Origin of the sequence: Longimonas halophila, from assembly GCF_002554705.1 — a bacterium.
Lineage (GTDB): Bacteria > Bacteroidota > Rhodothermia > Rhodothermales > Salinibacteraceae > Longimonas > Longimonas halophila.
The window spans coordinates 34,188-54,925 of sequence record NZ_PDEP01000001.1; the positions used below are offsets into that span (position 1 = coordinate 34,188).

At 60.4% G+C, this 20,738-nt stretch carries 19 protein-coding genes; 8 read left to right on the plus strand and 11 right to left on the minus strand.

What is annotated here, in order from left to right:
• Nucleotides 1-57 precede the first annotated feature (57 nt).
• The gene (locus tag CRI93_RS00160) at nucleotides 58-840 is read left to right on the plus strand and encodes an HAD-IIA family hydrolase (RefSeq protein WP_098060582.1); all 783 of its coding nucleotides are present in this window, start codon (nucleotides 58-60) and stop codon (nucleotides 838-840) included.
• Between the two features lie 11 nt (nucleotides 841-851).
• On the opposite strand, the gene CRI93_RS00165 is transcribed toward CRI93_RS00160, so the two are convergent.
• Nucleotides 852-1,193, minus strand: a complete 342-nt coding sequence (locus tag CRI93_RS00165) for a DUF6122 family protein (RefSeq protein ID WP_098060583.1) — start codon at nucleotides 1,191-1,193, stop codon at nucleotides 852-854.
• 356 nt (nucleotides 1,194-1,549) lie between these two features.
• Between CRI93_RS00165 and CRI93_RS00170 the strand changes: the two genes are divergently transcribed.
• Nucleotides 1,550-2,833, plus strand: a complete 1,284-nt coding sequence (locus CRI93_RS00170; protein WP_098060584.1) for an adenosylhomocysteinase — start codon at nucleotides 1,550-1,552, stop codon at nucleotides 2,831-2,833.
• A 515-nt stretch (nucleotides 2,834-3,348) separates the two neighbouring features.
• Entirely contained in the window at nucleotides 3,349-3,873 is a 525-nt protein-coding gene (locus CRI93_RS00175) for a hypothetical protein (RefSeq protein ID WP_217992476.1), read from the plus strand.
• Between the two features lie 143 nt (nucleotides 3,874-4,016).
• Here the strand turns inward: CRI93_RS00175 and CRI93_RS15645 are convergent, their stop codons facing one another.
• Complete coding sequence (locus CRI93_RS15645; RefSeq protein WP_425436951.1) at nucleotides 4,017-4,991, minus strand: pentapeptide repeat-containing protein; 975 nt, start codon at nucleotides 4,989-4,991, stop codon at nucleotides 4,017-4,019.
• Between the two features lie 57 nt (nucleotides 4,992-5,048).
• Between CRI93_RS15645 and CRI93_RS15460 the strand changes: the two genes are divergently transcribed.
• The gene (locus CRI93_RS15460; RefSeq protein ID WP_245850218.1) at nucleotides 5,049-5,375 is read left to right on the plus strand and encodes a hypothetical protein; all 327 of its coding nucleotides are present in this window, start codon (nucleotides 5,049-5,051) and stop codon (nucleotides 5,373-5,375) included.
• A 111-nt stretch (nucleotides 5,376-5,486) separates the two neighbouring features.
• Nucleotides 5,487-5,762, plus strand: a complete 276-nt coding sequence (locus CRI93_RS15465; RefSeq protein WP_245850219.1) for a hypothetical protein — start codon at nucleotides 5,487-5,489, stop codon at nucleotides 5,760-5,762.
• Between the two features lie 42 nt (nucleotides 5,763-5,804).
• Here CRI93_RS15465 and CRI93_RS00185 read toward each other — a convergent pair whose 3' ends face one another.
• The 4 genes from CRI93_RS00185 to CRI93_RS00200 all read right to left on the minus strand — a co-directional run bounded on the left by CRI93_RS00185 (nucleotide 5,805) and on the right by CRI93_RS00200 (nucleotide 9,802).
• The gene (locus tag CRI93_RS00185) at nucleotides 5,805-7,241 is read right to left on the minus strand and encodes an NACHT domain-containing protein (RefSeq protein ID WP_098060586.1); all 1,437 of its coding nucleotides are present in this window, start codon (nucleotides 7,239-7,241) and stop codon (nucleotides 5,805-5,807) included.
• A gap of 284 nt (nucleotides 7,242-7,525) precedes the next feature.
• The gene (locus tag CRI93_RS00190) at nucleotides 7,526-8,242 is read right to left on the minus strand and encodes a Bax inhibitor-1/YccA family protein (protein WP_217992477.1); all 717 of its coding nucleotides are present in this window, start codon (nucleotides 8,240-8,242) and stop codon (nucleotides 7,526-7,528) included.
• A gap of 93 nt (nucleotides 8,243-8,335) precedes the next feature.
• Nucleotides 8,336-9,283, minus strand: coding sequence for a calcium/sodium antiporter (locus CRI93_RS00195; protein WP_098060588.1), 948 nt, complete (start codon nucleotides 9,281-9,283; stop codon nucleotides 8,336-8,338).
• A gap of 12 nt (nucleotides 9,284-9,295) precedes the next feature.
• On the minus strand, nucleotides 9,296-9,802 hold the full coding sequence (locus tag CRI93_RS00200) for a cupin domain-containing protein (protein ID WP_098060589.1): 507 nt from the start codon (nucleotides 9,800-9,802) through the stop codon (nucleotides 9,296-9,298).
• A 942-nt stretch (nucleotides 9,803-10,744) separates the two neighbouring features.
• Between CRI93_RS00200 and CRI93_RS00205 the strand changes: the two genes are divergently transcribed.
• Nucleotides 10,745-11,215: a methylglyoxal synthase gene (locus CRI93_RS00205; protein WP_098060590.1), complete on the plus strand. Its 471-nt coding sequence runs from the start codon at nucleotides 10,745-10,747 to the stop codon at nucleotides 11,213-11,215.
• A gap of 28 nt (nucleotides 11,216-11,243) precedes the next feature.
• Here the strand turns inward: CRI93_RS00205 and CRI93_RS00210 are convergent, their stop codons facing one another.
• Nucleotides 11,244-12,008, minus strand: coding sequence for a pirin family protein (locus CRI93_RS00210; protein ID WP_098060591.1), 765 nt, complete (start codon nucleotides 12,006-12,008; stop codon nucleotides 11,244-11,246).
• A 594-nt stretch (nucleotides 12,009-12,602) separates the two neighbouring features.
• Here CRI93_RS00210 and CRI93_RS00215 point away from each other — a divergent pair.
• Nucleotides 12,603-16,949 (plus strand): ATP-binding protein, encoded by a 4,347-nt coding sequence (locus CRI93_RS00215; RefSeq protein ID WP_098060592.1) that lies wholly within the window; start codon nucleotides 12,603-12,605, stop codon nucleotides 16,947-16,949.
• 219 nt (nucleotides 16,950-17,168) lie between these two features.
• Entirely contained in the window at nucleotides 17,169-17,555 is a 387-nt protein-coding gene (locus CRI93_RS00220) for a hypothetical protein (protein ID WP_098060593.1), read from the plus strand.
• 242 nt (nucleotides 17,556-17,797) lie between these two features.
• Here CRI93_RS00220 and CRI93_RS00225 read toward each other — a convergent pair whose 3' ends face one another.
• The 4 genes from CRI93_RS00225 to CRI93_RS00240 form a co-directional block, all read right to left on the minus strand.
• Nucleotides 17,798-18,232: a hypothetical protein gene (locus CRI93_RS00225; protein ID WP_098060594.1), complete on the minus strand. Its 435-nt coding sequence runs from the start codon at nucleotides 18,230-18,232 to the stop codon at nucleotides 17,798-17,800.
• 83 nt (nucleotides 18,233-18,315) lie between these two features.
• On the minus strand, nucleotides 18,316-19,008 hold the full coding sequence (locus tag CRI93_RS00230; protein ID WP_098060595.1) for a hypothetical protein: 693 nt from the start codon (nucleotides 19,006-19,008) through the stop codon (nucleotides 18,316-18,318).
• Between the two features lie 320 nt (nucleotides 19,009-19,328).
• The gene (locus CRI93_RS00235) at nucleotides 19,329-19,790 is read right to left on the minus strand and encodes a hypothetical protein (RefSeq protein WP_141491489.1); all 462 of its coding nucleotides are present in this window, start codon (nucleotides 19,788-19,790) and stop codon (nucleotides 19,329-19,331) included.
• A gap of 292 nt (nucleotides 19,791-20,082) precedes the next feature.
• Nucleotides 20,083-20,691: an HD domain-containing protein gene (locus CRI93_RS00240; protein ID WP_098060597.1), complete on the minus strand. Its 609-nt coding sequence runs from the start codon at nucleotides 20,689-20,691 to the stop codon at nucleotides 20,083-20,085.
• Between the last annotated feature and the right edge of the window lie 47 nt (nucleotides 20,692-20,738).

The window sequence follows — 20,738 nt, forward strand, 5'->3', positions numbered from 1 at the left end:
AAGACCGCTGCCCCCATCTTCTACTGCCTGTTCTGTTCACGCTCCCCCCACTTTCGCATGATTGCCGACCAGTTCGATGTGTTTCTGCTCGACCTCGATGGTGTGCTCTATCTGGGTAGCGAACCGATCCCCGAATCCATTGTAGCTGTGCAGCGGCTGCTGGACCGAGGGGCACACGTTCGCATTCTAACCAACAACCCGCGCCTCTCGCGGCAGGCGCTGGTCGAGCGGTTTCAAGAGGCCGCCCTCGCCATCCGCAAGGAGCATATCGTTACGTCGGGGTGGGCGGCGGCGCGCTTTCTGGCGCAGCAGGGCGTTACACGGACGGATGTGGTGGGCAGCGCGGGCGCAACGGCGGCCTGTGCCGACGAGGGCCTCACGCGTACGGAGGACGATCCCGAGGCCGTCATCGTGGGGGCCGACCACGCCACCACCTATCGCGATCTGCAGCGGGCGATGGACCACATCCGCGCCGGTGCGCAGTTTGTGGGCACCAATCCCGACACGTCGTTTCCTACGTCCTCTGGACGCGGACTCGGGGCCGGGGCGCTCATTCAGGCTCTCGAAGCAGCCACCGGTGTGCAGGCCACGATTGCAGGCAAGCCCGAGCCGCTGGTGTTCGAGGTCGTGCGTTCGGCCTTCGACCCGGACGCGCGCCTGGTTATGATTGGCGACAATCCGGATACGGACATTCTGGGCGCGCATCGGGCCGGTATCGCCAGCATCCTCATGACACACTCGGCGGAGCGTTCGGGCGATGCAGCACCCCACCCCGCTCCCGACCTGACCCTCAGCACCCTAACTGCGCTCTTCGACGACGATTATTCGATGCATGGGTAGGCCGTGCGCATTCACATCACGCAATCCAGTCCATCGAGCGCCATATGGATGAGCAGGCCCAGCCCCACCCAGTGCACCATGTGAGCTACGGTAGGCGCATCATCTTCCGTGCGGCGCATAAACACCAGTGGAACAGCAAAGAGCAAAACGTACACAGCGATGGCCAGCCCCGTATGCAGCGGGTGGAATCCGATAGAGCAGCGAGCCGGGTCGTAGATCGGCGTGGCCAGCAGATGGTCTACATCCACTACCATTGTGGCCCACTGGACGATGGCGGCCCGTTTCCAGTAACGCCGGTACAGCGTCCCTGCTACCAGCAGCGGGACCACAACATGCAGCGCGATGTGGATCATAACTACAGCTTACATTGGAGGAAGCACGGCGCAGTTAGTGGGCGCCATAATCGATGTGCGCTCTCTCTGTACGTTCCACTCCGTGCGTGGTGTCTTGCCGTGCAGGGCATGGTGCAGTGAACACCTGAGAACCGCGTGCTGCGATGTATGCCCAAGCGAGCACGACCTGTACTCATGCTGCGGGGTGCCGGGGTGGGCACGCGCCTGAACGCTTGCGACCATTACGCACCGATTAGACCGCATACGCATCCCCCTTGAATTTTACCCTAACGGGTGGGCTTCCGAATCCTGTAGGGATTGGCGCGGGTATGCACAACTGTATTTGACGAACCACTCTGCACAGCTACAACAACTTGATGGATCACAAGGAAGGGGCATACAAAGTAAAGGACTTGAGCTTGGCGCCGAAAGGCCGTAAGCGCATTGAATGGGCCGAGAGCCGCATGCCGGTGCTCATGCGCCTGCGCGAAGAGTTTTCGGAAAGCAAGCCGTTTGAGGGCTATAAGATTGCGGGCTGCCTGCACGTCACGAAAGAGACGGCGGTGCTCGTAGAGACGCTCGCAGCCTGTGGAGCCGAAGTGGCGTGGAGCGGTTGCAATCCGCTCTCGACCAACGACGAGGTGGCTGCGGCGCTCGCCGAGAACGGCATGGCCGAGATCTACGCCTGGCACGGCCAGGATACGGAGGCCTTCTATTGGAGCATTGACGAGACCATCCAGCCGAAGGCGCCGCACCTGACGCTCGACGATGGCGCGGACCTGATTTTCCGCGTGCATTCGGAGTATCCAGAGATGGCCGACACCATCGTGGGTGGCTCGGAGGAGACGACCACGGGTGTGCATCGCCTGCGCGCGATGGACGATGACGGCAAGCTGCTGTATCCGGTCTTTGCGGTGAATGATGCGGAGACGAAGTGGGACTTCGACAACGTGTATGGCACCGGCCAGAGCACGATTGACGGCATTCTGCGCGCTTCCAGTGTGATGCTGGCGGGCAAGAACTTTGTCGTGGCAGGCTACGGACACTGCAGCAGCGGCGTGGCTATGCGGGCGAAGGGCATGGGCGCCAATGTAATCGTGACTGAAGTGAAGCCGACGGCCGCGCTGAAGGCCACCCTCGACGGGCACCGTGTGATGACGATGGATGAAGCCGCCAAGATCGGCGACATCTTCGTGACGGCTACCGGCATGAAGGACGTAATTCGCGGACGCCACTTCCTCGGCATGAAGGACGGTGCAATCGTGTCGAACACCGGCCACTACGATGTGGAGCTGAATCTGGAGGAGCTGGCTGAGCTCTCGGTTGACACACGCGAAGTGCGCGAGAACAACCGCGAGTATACGCTCGAAAATGGCAAGCGCATCTTCATTCTTGCCGACGGACGTCTCGTGAACCTTGCCGCGGCGGAAGGCCACCCGAGCGAGGTCATGGACATGAGCTTTGCCAACCAGTTTCAGGCCCACCTCGCGCTGGTACGCAAGCACGAGTCGGGCGAGGCCTTTGGTCCGCACGTGATCGACCTGCCTGAAGAACTGGACCAGGAGATTGCACGCATTAAGCTCGATACGATGGGCATTAACATCGACAGCCTGACGGAAGAGCAGGAGATCTACGCCACCGACTACTCGGCCGGCACCTGATTCTCCCTACAGCACATTGCTGTATGACAGACATACGCCGTCGCTCTGGGCACTCTGCTCGGGGCGACGGTTTTTTTTGATTTTGGATTTGTGATTTTGGGTTGCGGATTGTGGAGGTGTTCGATGGCGCAGGTGTCGATGCTTTGGTGTAGAGAGGATGGAAGGATGGACGGGTGGAGAGATACGAGTCGGACTGCTGCACGCATTGCGCCACGACGTTGCATCGTGGTTCATCGAGAAGCAACCGCCGACATTCGATTGAGCATGTCAGGAAAGCCGTCGTCTCCGTGCAATCCTCCATCCCTCTACGCTCCTCCACGATCTTCATCAGAAACCGCAACCTCCTTTCGTCTCGGCCCCATCCAATCCCCAATCGCAACCCCCACGGCTGTAACGATACACATCTTGTAGCTACATAGAAGCGCCTTCCGAGCATAAGGCGGAGCAAATATGCCTGTGTATCGGGGCGCTTTGTAGTTGTTAGATTCCTTATGTAATAGACGCACACAGTTGTTATGGCTACACAGACAGCATCCTCCCCAACGACCGAATCAACAACCGCTCGTTCAATCAGTCCGTGGGACTGGTGGCGTGGTGCACTGGGTGGCTTCCTGGGCAGCGTTGGCTTTGGACTGATGATGGCGTTTATCATGCCGCCGCCCCTGCTGGAGGTCGTCATTCCGAACATGTATGGCATTGCGGCCACGCCGGATAACCCCGCGCCACTGGCCGGGTGGTTCTTCCACCAGTTTCATGGCGTCACGCTGGGCCTGGCGTACGTAGCGTATGTGGAGCTTCCGGCGGTGCGCGCCTGGAAGGATGCCCGGACATTTTCCGGAGCCATTCTGCACGGACTCATTTGGGGCATAGTCACGACGCTCATTCTGGCGGTGCTGGTAATGCCGCTCTGGCTGCAGGCGGTGGGCTTTCCCATGGCGCCGCCCTTCCCGAATCTGGGGGCGCCCACCATCATGAGCCTGATCGGGCACATCGTGTACGCGCTTCCGCTGGCCGGGCTTTACGCCCTCTATCGCGGATAACGTGACGCGTCGGGCTCCTACGACCAAACGCCACCAGCCGGTTGCTCCCATACAGGGCAACCGGCTGGTGTGGTGATGCCAATACGTTGTACAGGGGGATGCATGGGGCATCCGCCCATCAGCGTGCCCGTAGACGAGAAAAGTCAGCCGTCAAGGAAAATCGCTCCCTGGTCGATCATCGTCTCCCGGATGCCTGAGTCGAGTCGAGTCTCTTCGTTAAATGTTATGTCTTGCAAGTTTGCAACCAGTACGTCTGCAAGATGGGAATCGGGGCCCTGGAGATTGGCACCTCGGAGATCAGCACCTTGGAGATTGGCACCTTGGAGATTGGCACTCCAGAGATTGGTGTCCCGGAGATTAGTTTCCTGGAGGTCGGTGTCTCGGAGATCAGCGCCCTGGAGATGAGCGCCCAGGAGATCGGCGCCCAGAAGATTAGCACGCAGGAGATTGACACCCCGGAGGTCGGCGTCTTGGAGGTCGGCATCTTGGAGGTCAGCGTCTTGGAGGTCAGCGCCTATGAGATTGGCATCCCGGAGGTCGGCGTCTTGGAGCTCGACATTCCGAAGGTTGGCGTCTTGGAGCTCGACATTCCGGAGATCGGCGCGCCAGAGCTCGGCACGCCGGAGATCGGCGCCTCGGAGATTGGCATCCCGGAGGTCAGCGCTCCGGAGGTCAGCGCCTCGGAGATTGGCATCCCGGAGGTCGGCGCCCAGAAGATTAGCACTCAGAAGATTAGCACGCAGGAGATTGACACCCCGGAGGTCGGCGCTCCTGAGATCGGCAAAGATTAGCGTTACAGTGGATAACCTGCAGCCCATCCACGATATAGCAGAAAGGTGTTGAGATGTAGGGTTTAATGCATGCAAACGACGGATCCAGTTAAATGGAGCAGTTCTCGTTTCCTCGTCAAAAACACTAACGATATAGGTTGGCGCATCACCGTTAGGCTCAAAGTCTCGCAATTGACGGTCGCGATGGCGGAGTGCCTTTCGGCATGCGTCCAGCATCGCGAGGATAGACCGTTCCGTATTCACAGCCCAATTTTTTTGCTGTTGAAAGTCCAGATCTTGATCGATCTCTTTCATCGGTACATCGTGCGGGATGGTGTGGCGGAGCATATCTGTAAACGTCTCCTGCCAGGCTTCGGCGTCCACCCCTCGTTTCGATAGTTCGGCATGACTGTAGGAGGCATCACTGGATTCATCCGCATCCGTCTCCCACGTCTCGACGAGAATAGTGATTTCGTCCTGGATGAACCGGTACAAGTCCCGGCCAATATCAGCCGGGCCGCAGATCTCAATCCATTTCACAATGCATTTCCTGAGATTGAGCGCATAGCGCCCTCCGTCTTTATGCTGCTGGTACCGGTCGTGGATCTCGTCAATAGCTCTGACGATCCTCTTGGCTGTCAGGTATTCTGCAAAGGTCTTGTGGGTAAACTCGAAGGTCTCAACGCCTTTCGGGGTCTCCCCGGAGCGGCGGAAATAGAAGGCGGCGAGTAGCTGCGTGATACCGTCCTCGAGCTTCTCTCGGACTACACTAAAGTGCCGTTCGAGTGATGCTTCCTTGCACCGTTTTTCGATCGCGGGAATCGTGGTTGTGCGCCCATTGCCATGCCAGGCATCCAGCGCAATTTCTTCCAATACGCGAAGGAATCCACGCTTCTGTTCATTTTCATCTTCTCCAGACAGTACGTCAGCACCGGGATGCGGCCCAAAATCGTAATCTCGCCGGTAGACGCCGTCCAGAAGATGGGCGTACACGGTATTCAGGCGTGCGTCCTCGTCGAATTGGGACGGATCGTCACTGTACGCCAGCGCCACAAGGTAATTCAGCAGCGGCTGTGCCGTGATGTCTGCGAGCTGTTCGGTGTCAAGATCATTCGGTAACTCTGTGAAGGCAGGTTGCTCTGTGATCTTGCCGTATTGCTCTCACCAGTCGTTGCGTTGGTCGACCTGCAAAAGCCCGTCTGGATCTACGTAAGACTTGGGATTGTCTTCAGGCACGAACGGAACCATGTAGAATACAGAAGACGGGCGCCGAAGAACTTCCTTGGCCGCTGCTGAGGCAATTTTGCGTCCAGACAACAGGACACGGACGCGGAACGTGTGCTGGTTGAGATTCAGGACTTTGTCCTTCACCTCTCGTACGAACTTCGCAGCTTCCCGAGCACCGACTGCCCCTTGCATGGACAGCTCGTCGAGGCCGTCCAAGATGAGCAGAAGTGAGTCGCCGTCGAGCGGGTATATGTCGCGGGGAAAGAGTTTGGCGTCGTGCAGGTATTCGTGAACAGCCTCGCGAAGACCTTTGCTCGTATCCAGGTTGTGTAGCGGAACGTACAGTACCGGCATTTTCTTCGATGTGGCAAGCTCGTCGGCAAGCATGCAGCAGAAAGAAGACTTCCCGATGCCCGGATCTGCGCTGATGATTCGAATGGCATCATCAGGGTCTGCGCCATTGAGCCAATCGAGGACAGCAGTTTTTAGATCCACGACCCGCTTGGTCTCATCGTGGTCGCGTTTCAGACGTTCGGCCATCATCTCGCCGACTTCAGGGGAGATCTCTTCATTAGCGATCTCATCTGAATCATCCTCAACCAGCGTGTACGCTCGTGGCCAAATGTACATCTGCCGGAGGCTCACCGCTTCCCCGAAGACCGGCTTGTCCACCTCCTCCTGCACGATGGCACGATATCGTTCCCAGGCTGCCTCTGCCTTCTCATGATGAGAAAACGGGATTTTGAGGTGGTCCTTCAGGAACTGGAAGGCGTCGAGGTGGGATCGCCAGGTGTCGATCAGCGACTTTCGAAAGTAGCTGGGCAGGTGGCCACAAGCGGCTTGCGCCTCTCCACGTTCGACGCCGAGGGCGACGAACCAATCTTTCAGGTCCTCCTGGACCGTGTGGAGGATGTCAATTTCTGCAGGGCGATCGAAGAAAGAGGCAGTGATCCGGAGGTTTTCGTCCGCGAGGCGAATGCTCAACTCATTGTGGAGTTGATCACGCATTGCATCCTCGACCGGAAGTTCTTTTCCGGAATATGCATCCCGGAAACGGGCGCCGTGGTCCAGGATGAGCCGACTCATAGCATCCAGAAGCGATTCGTGGATCAGAAGCCAGGCCAGCGGCCCCGGCTGATCCTGAACCGCATGTAGCGTCTTTGCGTCGCCAAATCGCGTGTAGGTAGAGATAACGTTCTTCATCGCTCCACCAATGGCGCCCGGACTTCCAGTAGAAACCCCGATCAGCCCGCTGACGGTTGCCTTTCCAAGATCTGCAAACAGCCCCCGGTAGTCGATGCCGAGTTGTTCAGCGAGGTCTGATACCGGCGCTCCAATCAAAATCCCCGGTTCCCGTGTGTCACCGCTCATATTTGAGATTATGTATTGAGAATATGGAATTGAGTAGGAATATTTACACTAATAGAGTATAGCAGAAAAGAGTAAAAATCCACTCGACCCGCTATTGCAGAACTCGAAGCCGCTTTGATTTTGATATGTGCTCACTCTCATCCTAATCCTCAGTCGAAAGTCAAACATCCGCAATCCATCCCTCCAAGCCAAAACGCCCCGCCAGCAATAAGCCAGCAGGGCGCTTGGGGAAATGGCGGGTTCAAAACACTTCGCACTTCGACTTTAGAGTTTTGCCTTTGTCCTTACTCCCCTTGCATAAAGAGCGAGAGGACGTACCAGAAGAGGAGGCCGAGCGAGGCAAAGAGCTCCAGCGACGCCGCTACGTAGCGGTCTTCGGGGTAGTGATGCAGCACATTGGAGGTGTCGTAGAGGATCGCAGCCCCCGCAAATACGACCATGCCCACGGCGAAGAAGGTGCCCAGCTCATATCCGAAGAGCGAGCCGCCTACAATGAGCACCAGCGCGCCTACGCCGCCCCAGATGAGGAGGCTGCGCAAGAAGGAAAAGTCCTTGCGCGTGTAGAACGCAATGAAGGTGAGTCCGAGGAAGCCAAGGAGCGTGACGGAGGCCGCGCTTTCAATGACGCCGGGCGCCATCATCTGGGCCATAAAGAGCAGCGGCACCAGAATGAGCGCCTGAGCCACCACGAATCCGGCCAACGCCAGGTACTGCGTGCCCAGGTCTTGCGCCTGATGTGCGGCGCGGCTGGCCAGCCAGTTAATCAGGATGAAACCGCCCATGGGAATAAGCCAGCTTATGCTGAGCATGCCACGAGCAATAGGCTCGGCCAGCCCCAGCGAGAAGAGGCCATACAGCACGGCCACACACCCAACCACGGCGCTGGCCAGGTGCAGGTAGGTGCGCAGAATAAACGTGGCGCGGGTGTCGACATCGGCCATAGCAACAGCCGAAGAGGACGCCCAGTCGGGATATTCAGTGCGACGAGAGGAGGACGACATACAAGCAGAGGGAACGTCTTGAGTAGAGGGTCGGATGATACTGCGTGTGTACACCTCTAACGCGGGATCAGGATCCGTTGCAGGAGGCTATGCTCAAACGATTACACTCAGCGCAATGTAGGCGATGTATCCGCCAAATAGCAGCGTGCCTTCGATCCGCGTAAGGCGGCGTCCGGTAAACAAGAACGCGAGCAGTACCAGGGCGGTGCCGCCCATGACCCACTGGTCTATGGTCAGAACTCGCTCAGGAATACCAAGTGGCAGCGCAGCGGCGGAGACGCCCAGAATGCCCAGCAGGTTGAAGATGTTGCTGCCCAACACGTTGCCCACCGCAACTTCGGCCTGTCCGCGTAGGGCCGCAATAGTAGACACGGCAAGCTCGGGCAGCGAGGTGCCCACCGCCACGATGGTCAGTCCGATTACAGCTTCGGAGAGCCCAAACAGGGTGGCAATACCGACTGCGCCCCGCAGCAGCACCTGCGATCCGCCGACGAGCAGCCCAAGTCCTCCGACGATGTACAGCAGCATCCATCCGGTCGAGAGCGACGAAGATGATGTGGCTTCGTCGTACACAGTGGCCGATGCAGCGTAGACGGCGCGTTCGCTTTGGTAGGCCCACACCAGGTATCCGGCGAGCGCAGCCAGCAAGAGGAGCGCGTCGAGGCGGGTGAGCAGGGCACCGGTGGTCATTAAGAGCATCGCCAGCGCAGTAGCACCGACCATCGCGAGGGCATCGCGCGAGAGGCTGGCGGGCGGCACTGCAATGGGGGAGATCAGCGCACAGGTGCCCAGGATGAGTAAGATGTTGCTGATGTTACTGCCTACCACGTTGCCAACCGCGATATCGGGACGCTGAGAGAGCGCCGCATCCACCGACACCGCCAGTTCGGGCGCCGAGGTGCCCATGCCCACGATGAGAAGTCCGCTCAAGAGCGGCGAAAGTCCGATACGATCGGCGGCGGCAAGCGCCCCTCGGATGAGCGATTCGCCGCCTACGCTAAGCAGAACGACACCCGCCAGAAGAAACAGAAGATCAGTCATGCATAGAAGCGGTTATCGCGTGAGCTGGGTGATAAGGTCGGTGTGGTGCGGATAGCGTTGCACGAGCGTCTCGCGGGCAGGCGCTTCAAAGTCGGCGAAGGTGAAGCCGGGCGCGACCGTGCATCCAGCCAAAACGTACCCCGCGGGGTCGTTCACGGTCGCGGCGAACAGGTGACCACGAGGTATCACAAGCTGAAGCTGCTCGCCCGCACGTACATCGCGCCCAAGCATAGGCTGCGAGAGCGTGCCCGTCTCGGGATCGATGATGTGCAGCGTGCACGAGGTGCCGTCGTAAAAGTGCCAGATTTCTTCTTGCTGGATGCGATGAAACGCCGAAAATTCAGGGGGTTCCAGCAGATAATAAATGGAGGTGCTAAACGGACGATCGCCCTCAAAGCGCTGGGGCAGCGCGTCGGCAGCAATGGATTCGTCAGCGCGGTAGATTTCGCGGTAGAGACCGCCTTCTTCGGGAAGCGGCTCCAGGTCGAGGTGGTCGATCCAGTCGGCAGCGGTGGGCATGCGGGAAACAGATTGAGAGTAGGTAACGAGCGTTTCAGGAGGGCATCGATACGGAGGACGCCGGAGCGTCTCCATCGTGTGCATCCAACGGGGGACCGTTGGATGCAGAGGGATCTGCTTTTATTTGGGTACCTGTCCGATGTGAACGGAGGGGGGCATTCCTCGTTCGTGGCTCGCACTCTCCTCGCAGGCTGGCATCCCCTCAACTGACCTTCTTCCTGCCCCCGTCGGAGGAGAAGGAACTTATGGGGCTGCAAAAAAACAAGTGCTTGGGAAGGTGAGATGAGGTAGGCGATTCCAGCATGATTTCGAATCAGCACACCCATAGCCAGGGCCCGCTTGCGTTCCCGGCAAGAGGACGGGGCAGAGCCCCTGAACAGCCTGTGTCGCACGGCGGAGGGGCCGTAGGTCATGCCTGTGGTGCCATGCGACGAGGTGACATGTGTGAGGGCCAACTGTGTACGTCCTCGCCGTAATGCTCCAACCGGATTTGGTATCACGTGACCATCGCCAGAATAGATCTGACAGGTCTCGGAAGACCTGTCAGATCTTTACCATCTCAGCGCCCCCCATGCGATGTGAGGATGCCTGGAAACAGGCACGAGAAGCGGACGATGAGACCCGGCCGTTGGAGCGGAGCATTTAGCCTGCGGGGGCTGTCGCGTGCCGGGCACCACGAGCAGCCCCTGCGTATCCAACCAAACAAGACCGATTCACGCACCTGCTGCCTTTTCCAATTGTGGGAGCGCTTTCCACACGCGAAACGTGAAGGAAGCGACAAGAATTCGATCAGGAAGTGCTTACAATTCGACAGCGCGGAATCACTGTTCGGCAGATGGGATTGCAGCGCGCAACACGGAGCCGGTTGATGCGGCACGTAGCTACGACGCTATCGCCGCGACCCTCGGCACACTGCATGCTCATTACAGCCCACGAGCTATTATGGAATCGCAAGAGACATCCTCGGCCACCCGGCATATTGCGCTGGTGGCGCACGACAATCGAAAGAGCGATCTGCTCGACTGGGTCGAGTACAACCGCGACCTGCTCCGCACGCACAAGCTGTACGCTACGGGAACGACCGGGCGCTTGCTGGAGGAAAAGCTGGGCCTTACCGTGAACAAGCTGCAGAGCGGTCCCTTGGGCGGCGATCAGCAGATCGGGGCGCTCATTACATCGGGCACCATTGACGCGATGATCTTCTTCTGGGATCCGCTCCAGCCCCAGCCGCACGACCCCGACGTCAAAGCGCTGCTGCGGATTGCAGTGGTGTGGAATATTCCGGTGGCCTGTAACCGGACGTCGGCGGACTTTATCGTCTCCTCGCCGCTGATGAACGCCCCCCACGCCAACAACCGTCCGGATTACGACAGCCACACAAACCGCCTGGAGGCTGCGATTGACGAGGCGTAGCCGGTTCGGGCAGAACGCACAGCACGGGCTACGTCCATAGGCGGTTCACGTCCATGCGTACGTCGAACAGCAGCACCTCGCTATCGGCTTCGGCGGCCACTCGAACGGCGTCTGTGTTGGTGAGGCCGACGCCATCGCCGGCGTGCAGGGTGAGGGTGTCGGGGCCGGTTTCTATGGTGAGTTTGCCCTCGACCACCTGCACCCACGCCCCGCGTCCAGCGTCAAGGGGATGCGTAGTAGTGTCGCCCGGAGCGAACAGTCCGGCATAGATAAAGGCATCGGTGTTGATGGGCATGGTGTCTTCGCGTCCGTCGGGCGAGACGTAGCACCGGAACTGCCCCTGGCGCTGGGCGGGCGTGTAGTGCGTCTGTCCGTAGTAGAAGTCGGTGCCGGCGCGGTCGGGCACAAACCACATCTGGTAGTTGTGCTCGACGGTGTCGTGCAGGTTCTCTTCGGAGTGCACCATGCCCCGACTTCCGGCGCTGATGAGCTGCATCTCGCCCGCGTTCACCTCGGCGGTGTGGCCCTGGTTGTCGCCGTGCGTGAGCGTGCCCGAAGCAACGTACGTCACGATCTCGGCATCACGGTGCGGATGCGCGCCGAAGCCTTCGTGCGGCTGGATGTGGTTCTCGACCATCACACGCAGCGGGCCAAAGTGCACCCACTCGGGGTCGTGATAGTTGGCAAAGGAGAACGTCATCCAGTTGTCGGTCCAGCCCATGTCCTCGAACCCGCGCTCGTCGCTACGGCGCAGGCGAATGGTGGGCGTGTGGGAGGCGGCGGTTGTAGACATAACGGTTGGTGGTTTGCACTACAGGTGAGGTATGCACATACGTATGTTGCAACACGCACACGGGAGAGCAACAGATTCCGTGTATGGCACCTGTTGCGGGTTGGTTACGTGGGAGGGCCGTAGCTGGAGCCTGGGGGCGCTCTGCGGGAAACCGCAGACAGCACCCTCGGGTTCACTGCAACATTTGTCACCGAAGGAAGCGGATGCACGTCACTACGCGCCGCACAGCAGGTCGATCTTTCAGATTATGAGAGGACTGCGCTTCGCGTGCGGAGCGGCGATCGTACGTTTGAGATCGATATGGACAACGGAATGTGACGCCGAGGCCACGAGGTCAACCGGCGGGGCGCGAGGCCGAGCATCCCACTCGCAAATCACCTTCGGCAGCACAAAGTTAATCACAGCCTCCGCCAGGCCCTTCCCGAAGTCGAAGACAGGGCGAGATGTGATGACGCTACGGAATGTTCTTCGACAAACTACTGGAGTCCAATGACTTGAGCCAAGTAAGGAGCACCAGTTGCGCCCGATGTGCCGTCTTTTAACACCATATTGTGGCTATTATACCAGCCATTGCAACCACCAGCCGTGCAGACCATGGCACATGAAGCGGAAGACGTCTCTGAAGCGGTCCAGCGCGCCGCCTCATTCCTTAGCTGGAAGGAGAGGCGGCTCGTTCTTGGGCTCTGCCTTCTCATCGTCACGATAGGTCTGCTTGCGCTTGCAGCGGGTGCTGGCTCCTACAGTCGTTCGGCGTCCTCAGCCCGCCAGGCGGTCATCGCATCGGATACGCTATCCCAGGATTCGCTATCTGGCGAAGCGCGCACAGCGGCAGATGCCCCGCGTACGCCTCCGGTCGCCTTTACCTCGTTTCGCATGCGAAACTGGACCGTCGACGATGGCCTCCTGGGCCGCGCCTCCGACGTCGCCCAGACGCCCGACGGATACCTCTGGGTGGCCACCGATCAGGGGCTGTTCCGATTCGACGGCGCCCGCTTTGTCGGATTCACCACGGGAACCGTTCCCGCCTTCCACACCGACGACTTCGTTGCCGTCGACGTTTTGCCCTCCGGCGACCTGTGGGTAGGGGGAAAGTCGGGGTGGACGTACCGGCTGCGCGCGGGTACGTGGACCGCCCACCGCATTCCGGATATAGACTGGATTGGGGGGGTTGTGCAAGACGGCGACGGCACGGTCTGGGCATCGGGCACCGGCCGGAATCTCGCGCGCTTTGGCCCTGCCGGTTGGGAGGTTCTCGACCAGCAAACGCGTCCCGTCTGGACACCGCTTACCGTGGATGCGTCTGGCACCCCATGGACGTATCTCGACACGACAGATGCGCCGGGACTACCGGCGTCGTTTCTGCACCGGCACGGTGGCGTGGTAGCCCGGTGGAATGGCGTGCAGTTCGTTCCTGTGCAGGATTGGCGCCTCTTCGGGTTTGAAAAGACACAGCACGGCCCGCTCTTTCATCGTCCGGTTGATGCGGAGCCTGCATCGCTCGCAGAGATGCAAAACATGCGCATCCAACTTACGGATGCCGACGGGACGTACCGTGGTGCGTATCCTGTGACGGATGTCCCACGCTCGGCCCACCTCATTGACCGAGCCGGGCGGGTCTGGACGGAGCCCATCATCAGCGACGGAACCCTTACCGTGTTCGATGGGGATGTGGTGGTTGCACGTATCCGGCCCGAAGGCGCCCGGTGGGTCGAGCACCTGTACGAAGACCAGCAGGGGAACGTGTGGGTGCTTTCGTCCGGCGGCGGCCTTCTTCAGGTGACCCCCGAACCGTTTCGGCGGTTTGACGCGGACGAGGGCGCCCCGCTGTCCGCAGAGTCGGCCATAGCGACGGCCACGGGCGAGGTGTTGGTCAGTACCCGGGGCAGTGCCGAAAATGCGGCTCTCTTCGTAGTACATAGCGCGTCCTGGTTTAGCAGCATCGTTCGCCCCGGCGCCGCAGCGTTATCGCTTGATGACCCAGGTCGCGTTCGAACCGTGGGTATGGTCACCGAAGACGGCCACGGACGGCGGTTTGGGACGTACGTGAATCGGCTTGTGCGGCTGAACGGCGATCGGGGCACGGATTTCTGGGAGAGCCCAAGCGATCATACTCTGGAGGTCCCCTTTCCCGATCCCGCCCACCCCAATGCCCTGTGGGTGGGGGCCGGGCCAGGGCAGGTCGTGCGCGTGGATACCGAGACGCTCCTCGCAACCGACTCGATTCGCATCCCGCTTCCCGTGTCGGGCACCTCCTGGACCATGGATGTCCACCGAACCCCCGACGGGCGGCTCTGGATTGCGTGTCGAGGCGGGCTCGTCGTGGTTGAAAATGGGGTTGCACGCCCGGTGGAAGCGCTCGCAGGCGTACCGGTGCGCGACTTGATCACCGGGCCCGACGGATCGCTCTGGGCTGCAACCGAAACCCGCGGTCTGGTGCGCCTCCGCAATGGGGCGCTCGACGTGGTGGGCCTTGAGTCCGGGCTTCCTACCACGCACCTCCTATCCATCATCTTCGACGACCTTGGCTTTGCCTGGATGAACGGCCGGTCGCTGCTCTACCGTGTTCGCACGGCAGATCTCGATCGAGCCTTCGATGCGACAACGCCCGTCTCCATCGACGTGGTTACGCTTCGCCCCTCCGACGGCCATCTCGGGTCGTCCCACTTCTTTTCTCGCCCCGCCCGGGCCACCGATGGCAGCCTGTGGATCCCGTCCAGCCAGGGCGTCACGCGCATTGATCCGGCGGCATATGCCGATCAGTTTGCGTCTCTGCCGCGCGTCATCGTGGAGGCGATCCAGACGGATGCGGAGGAACTGCTGCTGGCCTCGGGCCCTTCGTCCGTCCGGCTGCCTCGGGGCGAGCGGTCACTTTCGGTGGTCTACACGGCTCTTGACTTCACCGCACCGGCTCTGCTTCGCTTTCGCACGCAACTCGTGGGCCTCGACACGACGTGGCGCAACCAGGGCACCGCACGATCTGCGCTTTATGGCGGCCTCGCACCCGGCACGTACACGTTTCGGGTGCAGGCGCGCAACGGCGGCGGCGTGTGGAGCGACCCGGTGAAGGCCACCCTGGTGGTCCCGGCGTATTTCTACGAAACAGGCTGGTTCGCCTTTATGTGCATTCTCGGATTGCTGGCCGCTCTTGGAGGGGGGCTGCATCTCCGCGAGCAAACGCAACAACAGCGACGGCAGCATCTCGAAGCGGTGGTGGACGAGCGGACGCGGCAGCTTCAATCCGAAAAGGAAACGGTAGCCTCTCAGGCCCGGCGCCTGCAAACACTCGACGCGGCCAAAAGCGCCTTCTTCTCCAACGTCAGTCATGAGTTCAGAACCCCGCTCACGCTCATCCTGGGCCCCCTCGACGATCTCAAATCCGGTCTCTATGGCGCTCTGCCCATACCAATGGCACCACAGATCGATCTCGCGCGCCGCAACGCCCGCCGGATGCTGGACCTCATCAACCAGATTCTGGATGTGGCGCGCCTGGAGGCTGGACGTACGCAGCTTCAAGCCCGCCCGTTTGAGCTCTGTGCTTTTGTTGTAGGCATCGCCGATCTCTTTCAAGCACTGGCTACGCACCGATCGATCGATCTGGACGTGGATCGGCCGCTGCATCCGGTTGAGGTGGTGGCCGACCCGATGCAACTGGAGAAGGTCGTCGTCAACCTGCTTTCGAATGCGCTCAAGTTCACCCCAACGGGCGGCGTCGTGCATGTCACCGTAACCGCCCGGCACGGCATCGCCCGCATATCTGTGCAGGATAGTGGTCCTGGCATTCCGGCAGACGATATCTCCCACATCTTCGACCGATTCTACCGGGTGGGCGGTGCCATGCAGATGCATCCGGGCACCGGAATCGGGCTGGCCCTCGCCAAGGAGATCATGGACCTCCACGAGGGGACGCTCACCGTGGAAAGTGAAAAGGGCGCCGGGAGCACGTTTACCCTGACGCTCCCCCGGAGAACGGCTCATCTTGCTCCGGCACAAACTGCCCAACTGGACGATTCCTGGACCCCAGATGCCACGCACGCCTTCATGGACCTCACTCTTGACGGCGCTTTCCAAGACGCGGCGCCTGACAGCGCCCCCCCAGATTCCGACCGGACCACGATTCTCGTGGTGGAGGATCACCCGGAAGTGCGTGCCTACATTCGCCGTCATCTCGAAGAGGCGTCGGGTCCGGCTGCCCCCTACCGCATCCTCGAAGCCGCCGACGGCAAAGCCGGTCTGGCACTTGCCAAAGCGCGCCTGCCCGACATCGTGCTCTCCGACGTTATGATGCCCGTCCTGGACGGCATGGAGCTGTGCCGCGCGCTTAAGTCCGATCCCGAAACTGACTTCATCCCCGTTATCCTTCTTACCGCGAAGGCCGCGCCCGAAGACAGGATTGAGGGCCTTGGCGAACTGGCCGATGCCTACCTCACCAAGCCGTTTGACGTCGCCGAACTCCAGGCGCAGATCGCGAACCTAATCGCAGTGCGGACGCGGCTGCGCGAGCGCTTTCGGCAGGAGGGCATGGCCCTTCGTGACGGCGAAGATACGGACCGATCTACGCGGCTTCCTGAACTCGAGGCCGTGGCTTCGGCTACCGATGTGTTTCTGGGACGGGTGCGCGAAGCCGTCACCGCCCACCTCAGCGACGAGGCGTTTTCGGTGCAGCGCCTGGCCGATGAGGTGGGCGTGAGTCGCGGGCACCTCCATCGGCAACTGAAGGCGCTGGCGGATCTGACGCCCACCGACCTGATTCGGACGATGCGCCTGGAGCAGGCGGCCCATCTGCTTGCATGCCAGGCAGGCACCGTCAGTGAGATTGCATACGCCGTGGGATTCAAGAGCATCGGGCACTTCTCGGACAGCTTCATGCAGGCGTACGGCTGCCGCCCTTCGGCCTATGCTGGATCGGAGCACGAAAGCAGCGCCACGACCGCAAACGAGTAGGTCGCCCCCACAGCGCGGCGTAATGAGGCCCGTGATGCAATGCGGTCCTATACGATGAGGTCACAATCTCTTCTGTCCACGTCACATGTGACCTATGCAGAAGAGGTTATGACGTACGCAGAACGGGATTGTAACATGGAGAGCGTATGTTGCGCTGTGCCTGTCTCCGAGGAGGCCTGGACACGCTCACTTACTCTCCCTTTACAGCCTCTTTCTGTTATGAACTGGTTCACGTATCGCTCTTACCATACTCGCAATCACCGTTCACTCCGCCCGTTTCCCGGCGCTGCCCTCATTGGTGTGCGGCGTCCGGTGCGTCCCGTGTCGCGCTCCGTTCGGGCCGCGCGCCGCGCCCAGCGCGCCACCTGGTTACGCCGTCATGTAACGCGGGTGCGCCGCCTGGAAATCACAGGCCGCATCGCGCTGGCGATGTCGGCTGTTGCCTTCATCCTGGCATTCGGTCTGGCTTCCGTCCAGCCCTTCAATCCGTTGGAGCGCGCGCAGGTCGCTCGGAGCGCCACTCTACTGCAATGGGACACACCCGTACAGACCGCTGAGCCCGAATTTGCCCCGCCGCTTCCATCGCTGGCCTCCTTAGAAGAGTAACCCTTCCAGTAGTGGTTCAATGCCAAGTGATGGCGGAACGGTGCCCGTAGCCGGAGACGGGAAGCGCCTCCCGGCGCAGACGTCTCCGGCGGGGCTGGCAGGGCGAATGGGGTAACTTGTGCCGAATGCTTTCGGTACCGTTCGCCTCAGGGAAGGTTTTGGGCAGTAGGGCTATCCCTTAAGGTCTACCCGCTACCGAAGTATGTTGTCAATGAGACGCCACCGGGGGCTACGCATCGCAATTACTGATACACGATCGCCTTCACGCGAATCGTCCAGGGTGCCCGGGGGATCGTTCCGTCTTCGGCATCGCGCTGTGCACGGTCGCGTCGCTCTGCACTCTTCGGGTCGTCTCCCCCTGCGAGCAGCGTGGGGTCGCTGCTCTTAATGACCACAATCGCATCCGCCCCGATCTCCCGTGCTGTTTCGGTCAGCGCGTCCATGAGTTCAGGATGGCCTTCTTCGAGGGTGTACACCTGCTTGCGTTCGGTTGCGCTGATGACCGCAATCTCCCGGTGCGCCCGCTGCAGGCTGTCGGGGTGCGGGTACACGTCGACCTGCGTGGTTGGCGCGCGGCCCTGCAGGTCGGTTAGCGGGTAGACGGCGAGTTGCGGCGTGCTGCACCCGGCCAGAAGGAGGGCCAGCACACCCCCGAAAAGCAAGCGTCGAAACGGCATAGATAAGAGGGATGCGAAGTGAAGAAACGAACACCCATGAAGCCGCAGGACGGGGTGTGCACGTAACGCTCGGGCGCGTGGCATCAGTCGCCCCAGTTCACCGGCGTGCTGAAAGCCACCGCCACCTGCGAGGGGGCGAAGGCCCCGCGTCCCAAGTGCGACACCTCAACGAAGACCCGCCGTCTGGTGCCGATGCCAACCCCATACGTCAGGCCGGGGTAGCTCCAGCGCGCCGTGCCGCTCCGCGTGCCGTCGGGCGGACGCGCCACCGTAGTTATGTTCGTGATGGCGTATCGGGGCACGGCGTAGAGCGCCACGTTTTCGCGAGGGTGCAGCGACAGGTACAGCGGAACCGTTCCGTACAGGTAGGCGACCCCGCCTGCAAGCAACGCTCCGGGGTTCACGCCGCCTTCCAGCCCTACGCTCGCGGCAAAGAGCGACGTAGGCGTGCCAACAAGCTGCTGCTTGACGCGCGCCGCCAGAAACATCGCCGAGTTGCCCCGCACGCGGAGGTCGGTGCGATCGCCGATCCCGACTACCCCGCTGGCCTCCACAATGGGAACGTAGTTCAGCGGATCGTTGCGTTCTCGGTCTTCTTGCGGAATGCCATCGTCGTTTGGCCCGCCTATCGACAGGTCGGCGTATGCCCCCGAGGCCGCGCTCACCGTAAGCTCCTTGGTATCTTCGCCAGCGGTCCGCCCGGTTTCGGCGGTGGTTAGCGTGAGGCAACCACACTGCGTGACAAGAAGAAAGCCGGCGAGCAGGAAATGCTTCATGATGCGGACGCTAAGAGAATGGATTTTGCACGGGAGCAAAGCGCCCTCTGACGTCTCTCAACGCAGAGGGCCACAAGGAGACGCGGGAGCCCCCGTCAAGGTAACGCAGGGATCGATTTCAGGCCAATTTAGGCGTTTCAAACCCTGAGCGCCGGATGGCCTGCACAAAAATTATGCGATCCTCCTGCAGGCTGCGACCTTCCTGTAAGCTATCATGGCAGACACATGCTCCGGGCTACTCACCCTCCTCGGCCCGGCGAGCGGTCTCGGCATCAAGCGCGGCGCGGGTCGACGGTGGTAGTTGTAATTAGTTGAGCTGATCAGAACGCATAGCCGAAACTGATGCCTCCAAACGGTCCGGCTCGAAGGCCATCATTGTAGCCAACGAATGGCGTGAATCCAATCCGAAATAGAAAACCGCCCTCGGCAGGCTGGTACCGATAGCCGACGTTGAAGGAAGCAGAGACGCGGAACTCGTCTGAAACCTGCCAACCCAGAAATGAATCACTGTCATCCCAGTAAAACATTGCCCCCGCTCCGAGTTCGAGTCCGCTCCGAGAGGCACTGGGCGTGTAGACAAAATGCACAGGCATGGTTCGTATCGTACCGTCCCGAAGTGCCATCCAGGCGCCGACCTGCGAATACCCTGCGCGAACGCCCCATGCTCCAGCTATGTGCCGGTCGTAGTTGATGCTATAGAGCCCGCCTGCGCCCAACAGTTCCAGATACACGGCATTGCGTATGCGGTCGGTCGCTGTTGTATCTGGGGATGCGTGACCCACTGCCTGTATCGAATCGGAGCTTGCTGATGTCTCCTGCCCGACTACGGTCAACGGGAAACTTATCCACAGGACGAAAAAAGAAACCGTGTAGAGCACCTTCGCCATCGCCACCATATGTGTTTTGCTTGAGGTAATTACAACCATATAGTTTTCCCTGGTCATCAAGATGCATCCAAATACGTGTCGATCAAATTCGCAGGCGCATTAATGATTGGATCAGGTGGCTCCGCTCACATACTCCCGATGTGTAAAGACGTACGTATTATCCCCTCGGTCTGCGTTCTGACCTGAGTTAGACAGACTCACTCTCCTCGGCCCGGCGAGCGGTCTCGTCATCAAGCGCGGCGCGGATCTCAGCGAGCAGCGGATGTGCATCGGTGTAGGCGCGCCCGTACTCCAGATTGAAGCGATAGTCGAAATCGGGGGGATTGTCGCCCTGCGTATGCTGCAGCAGCGTTTCGAGCTTGTCGAGACCCTTCGCGAGCTGTGCTTCAGGGGAGGCCGCGGCTTCGTACTCGTCCCACAGCGTCATAAACTCGTTTTGCTGATGCGCAGGCAGCGGCGCAATGAGCGCCTGGAAGTCGCGGCGTTCCTGGGTTGCCTTATCGCCGGTATCGGACTGCTCGGGTGCGGGGATGTCGCCATGAATGGCCTCGCCCAGATCGTGAATCAGACACATCTTGATGAGGCGTAGGCCGTCGACCTCCGGAAACCGGTCCTGCAAGAGCACCGCCATCAGGCAGAGGCGCCAGGTGTGCGCGGCTACGCTCTCTTGGCGTCCGTTCTGCGTGTAGCCGGAGCGGAGCGTATCCTTGAGCTGTTCGGCACGACGCAGAAAGTCGAGAATGCCCGTCCAGTCGGCGGGGGAGCCGTCGGGCGAAGCAGTTTCAGAGGAAGCCATGAGCGGGTGTTCAGTTCAGAAAACGTGTACGAGACAACAGGTAAGAT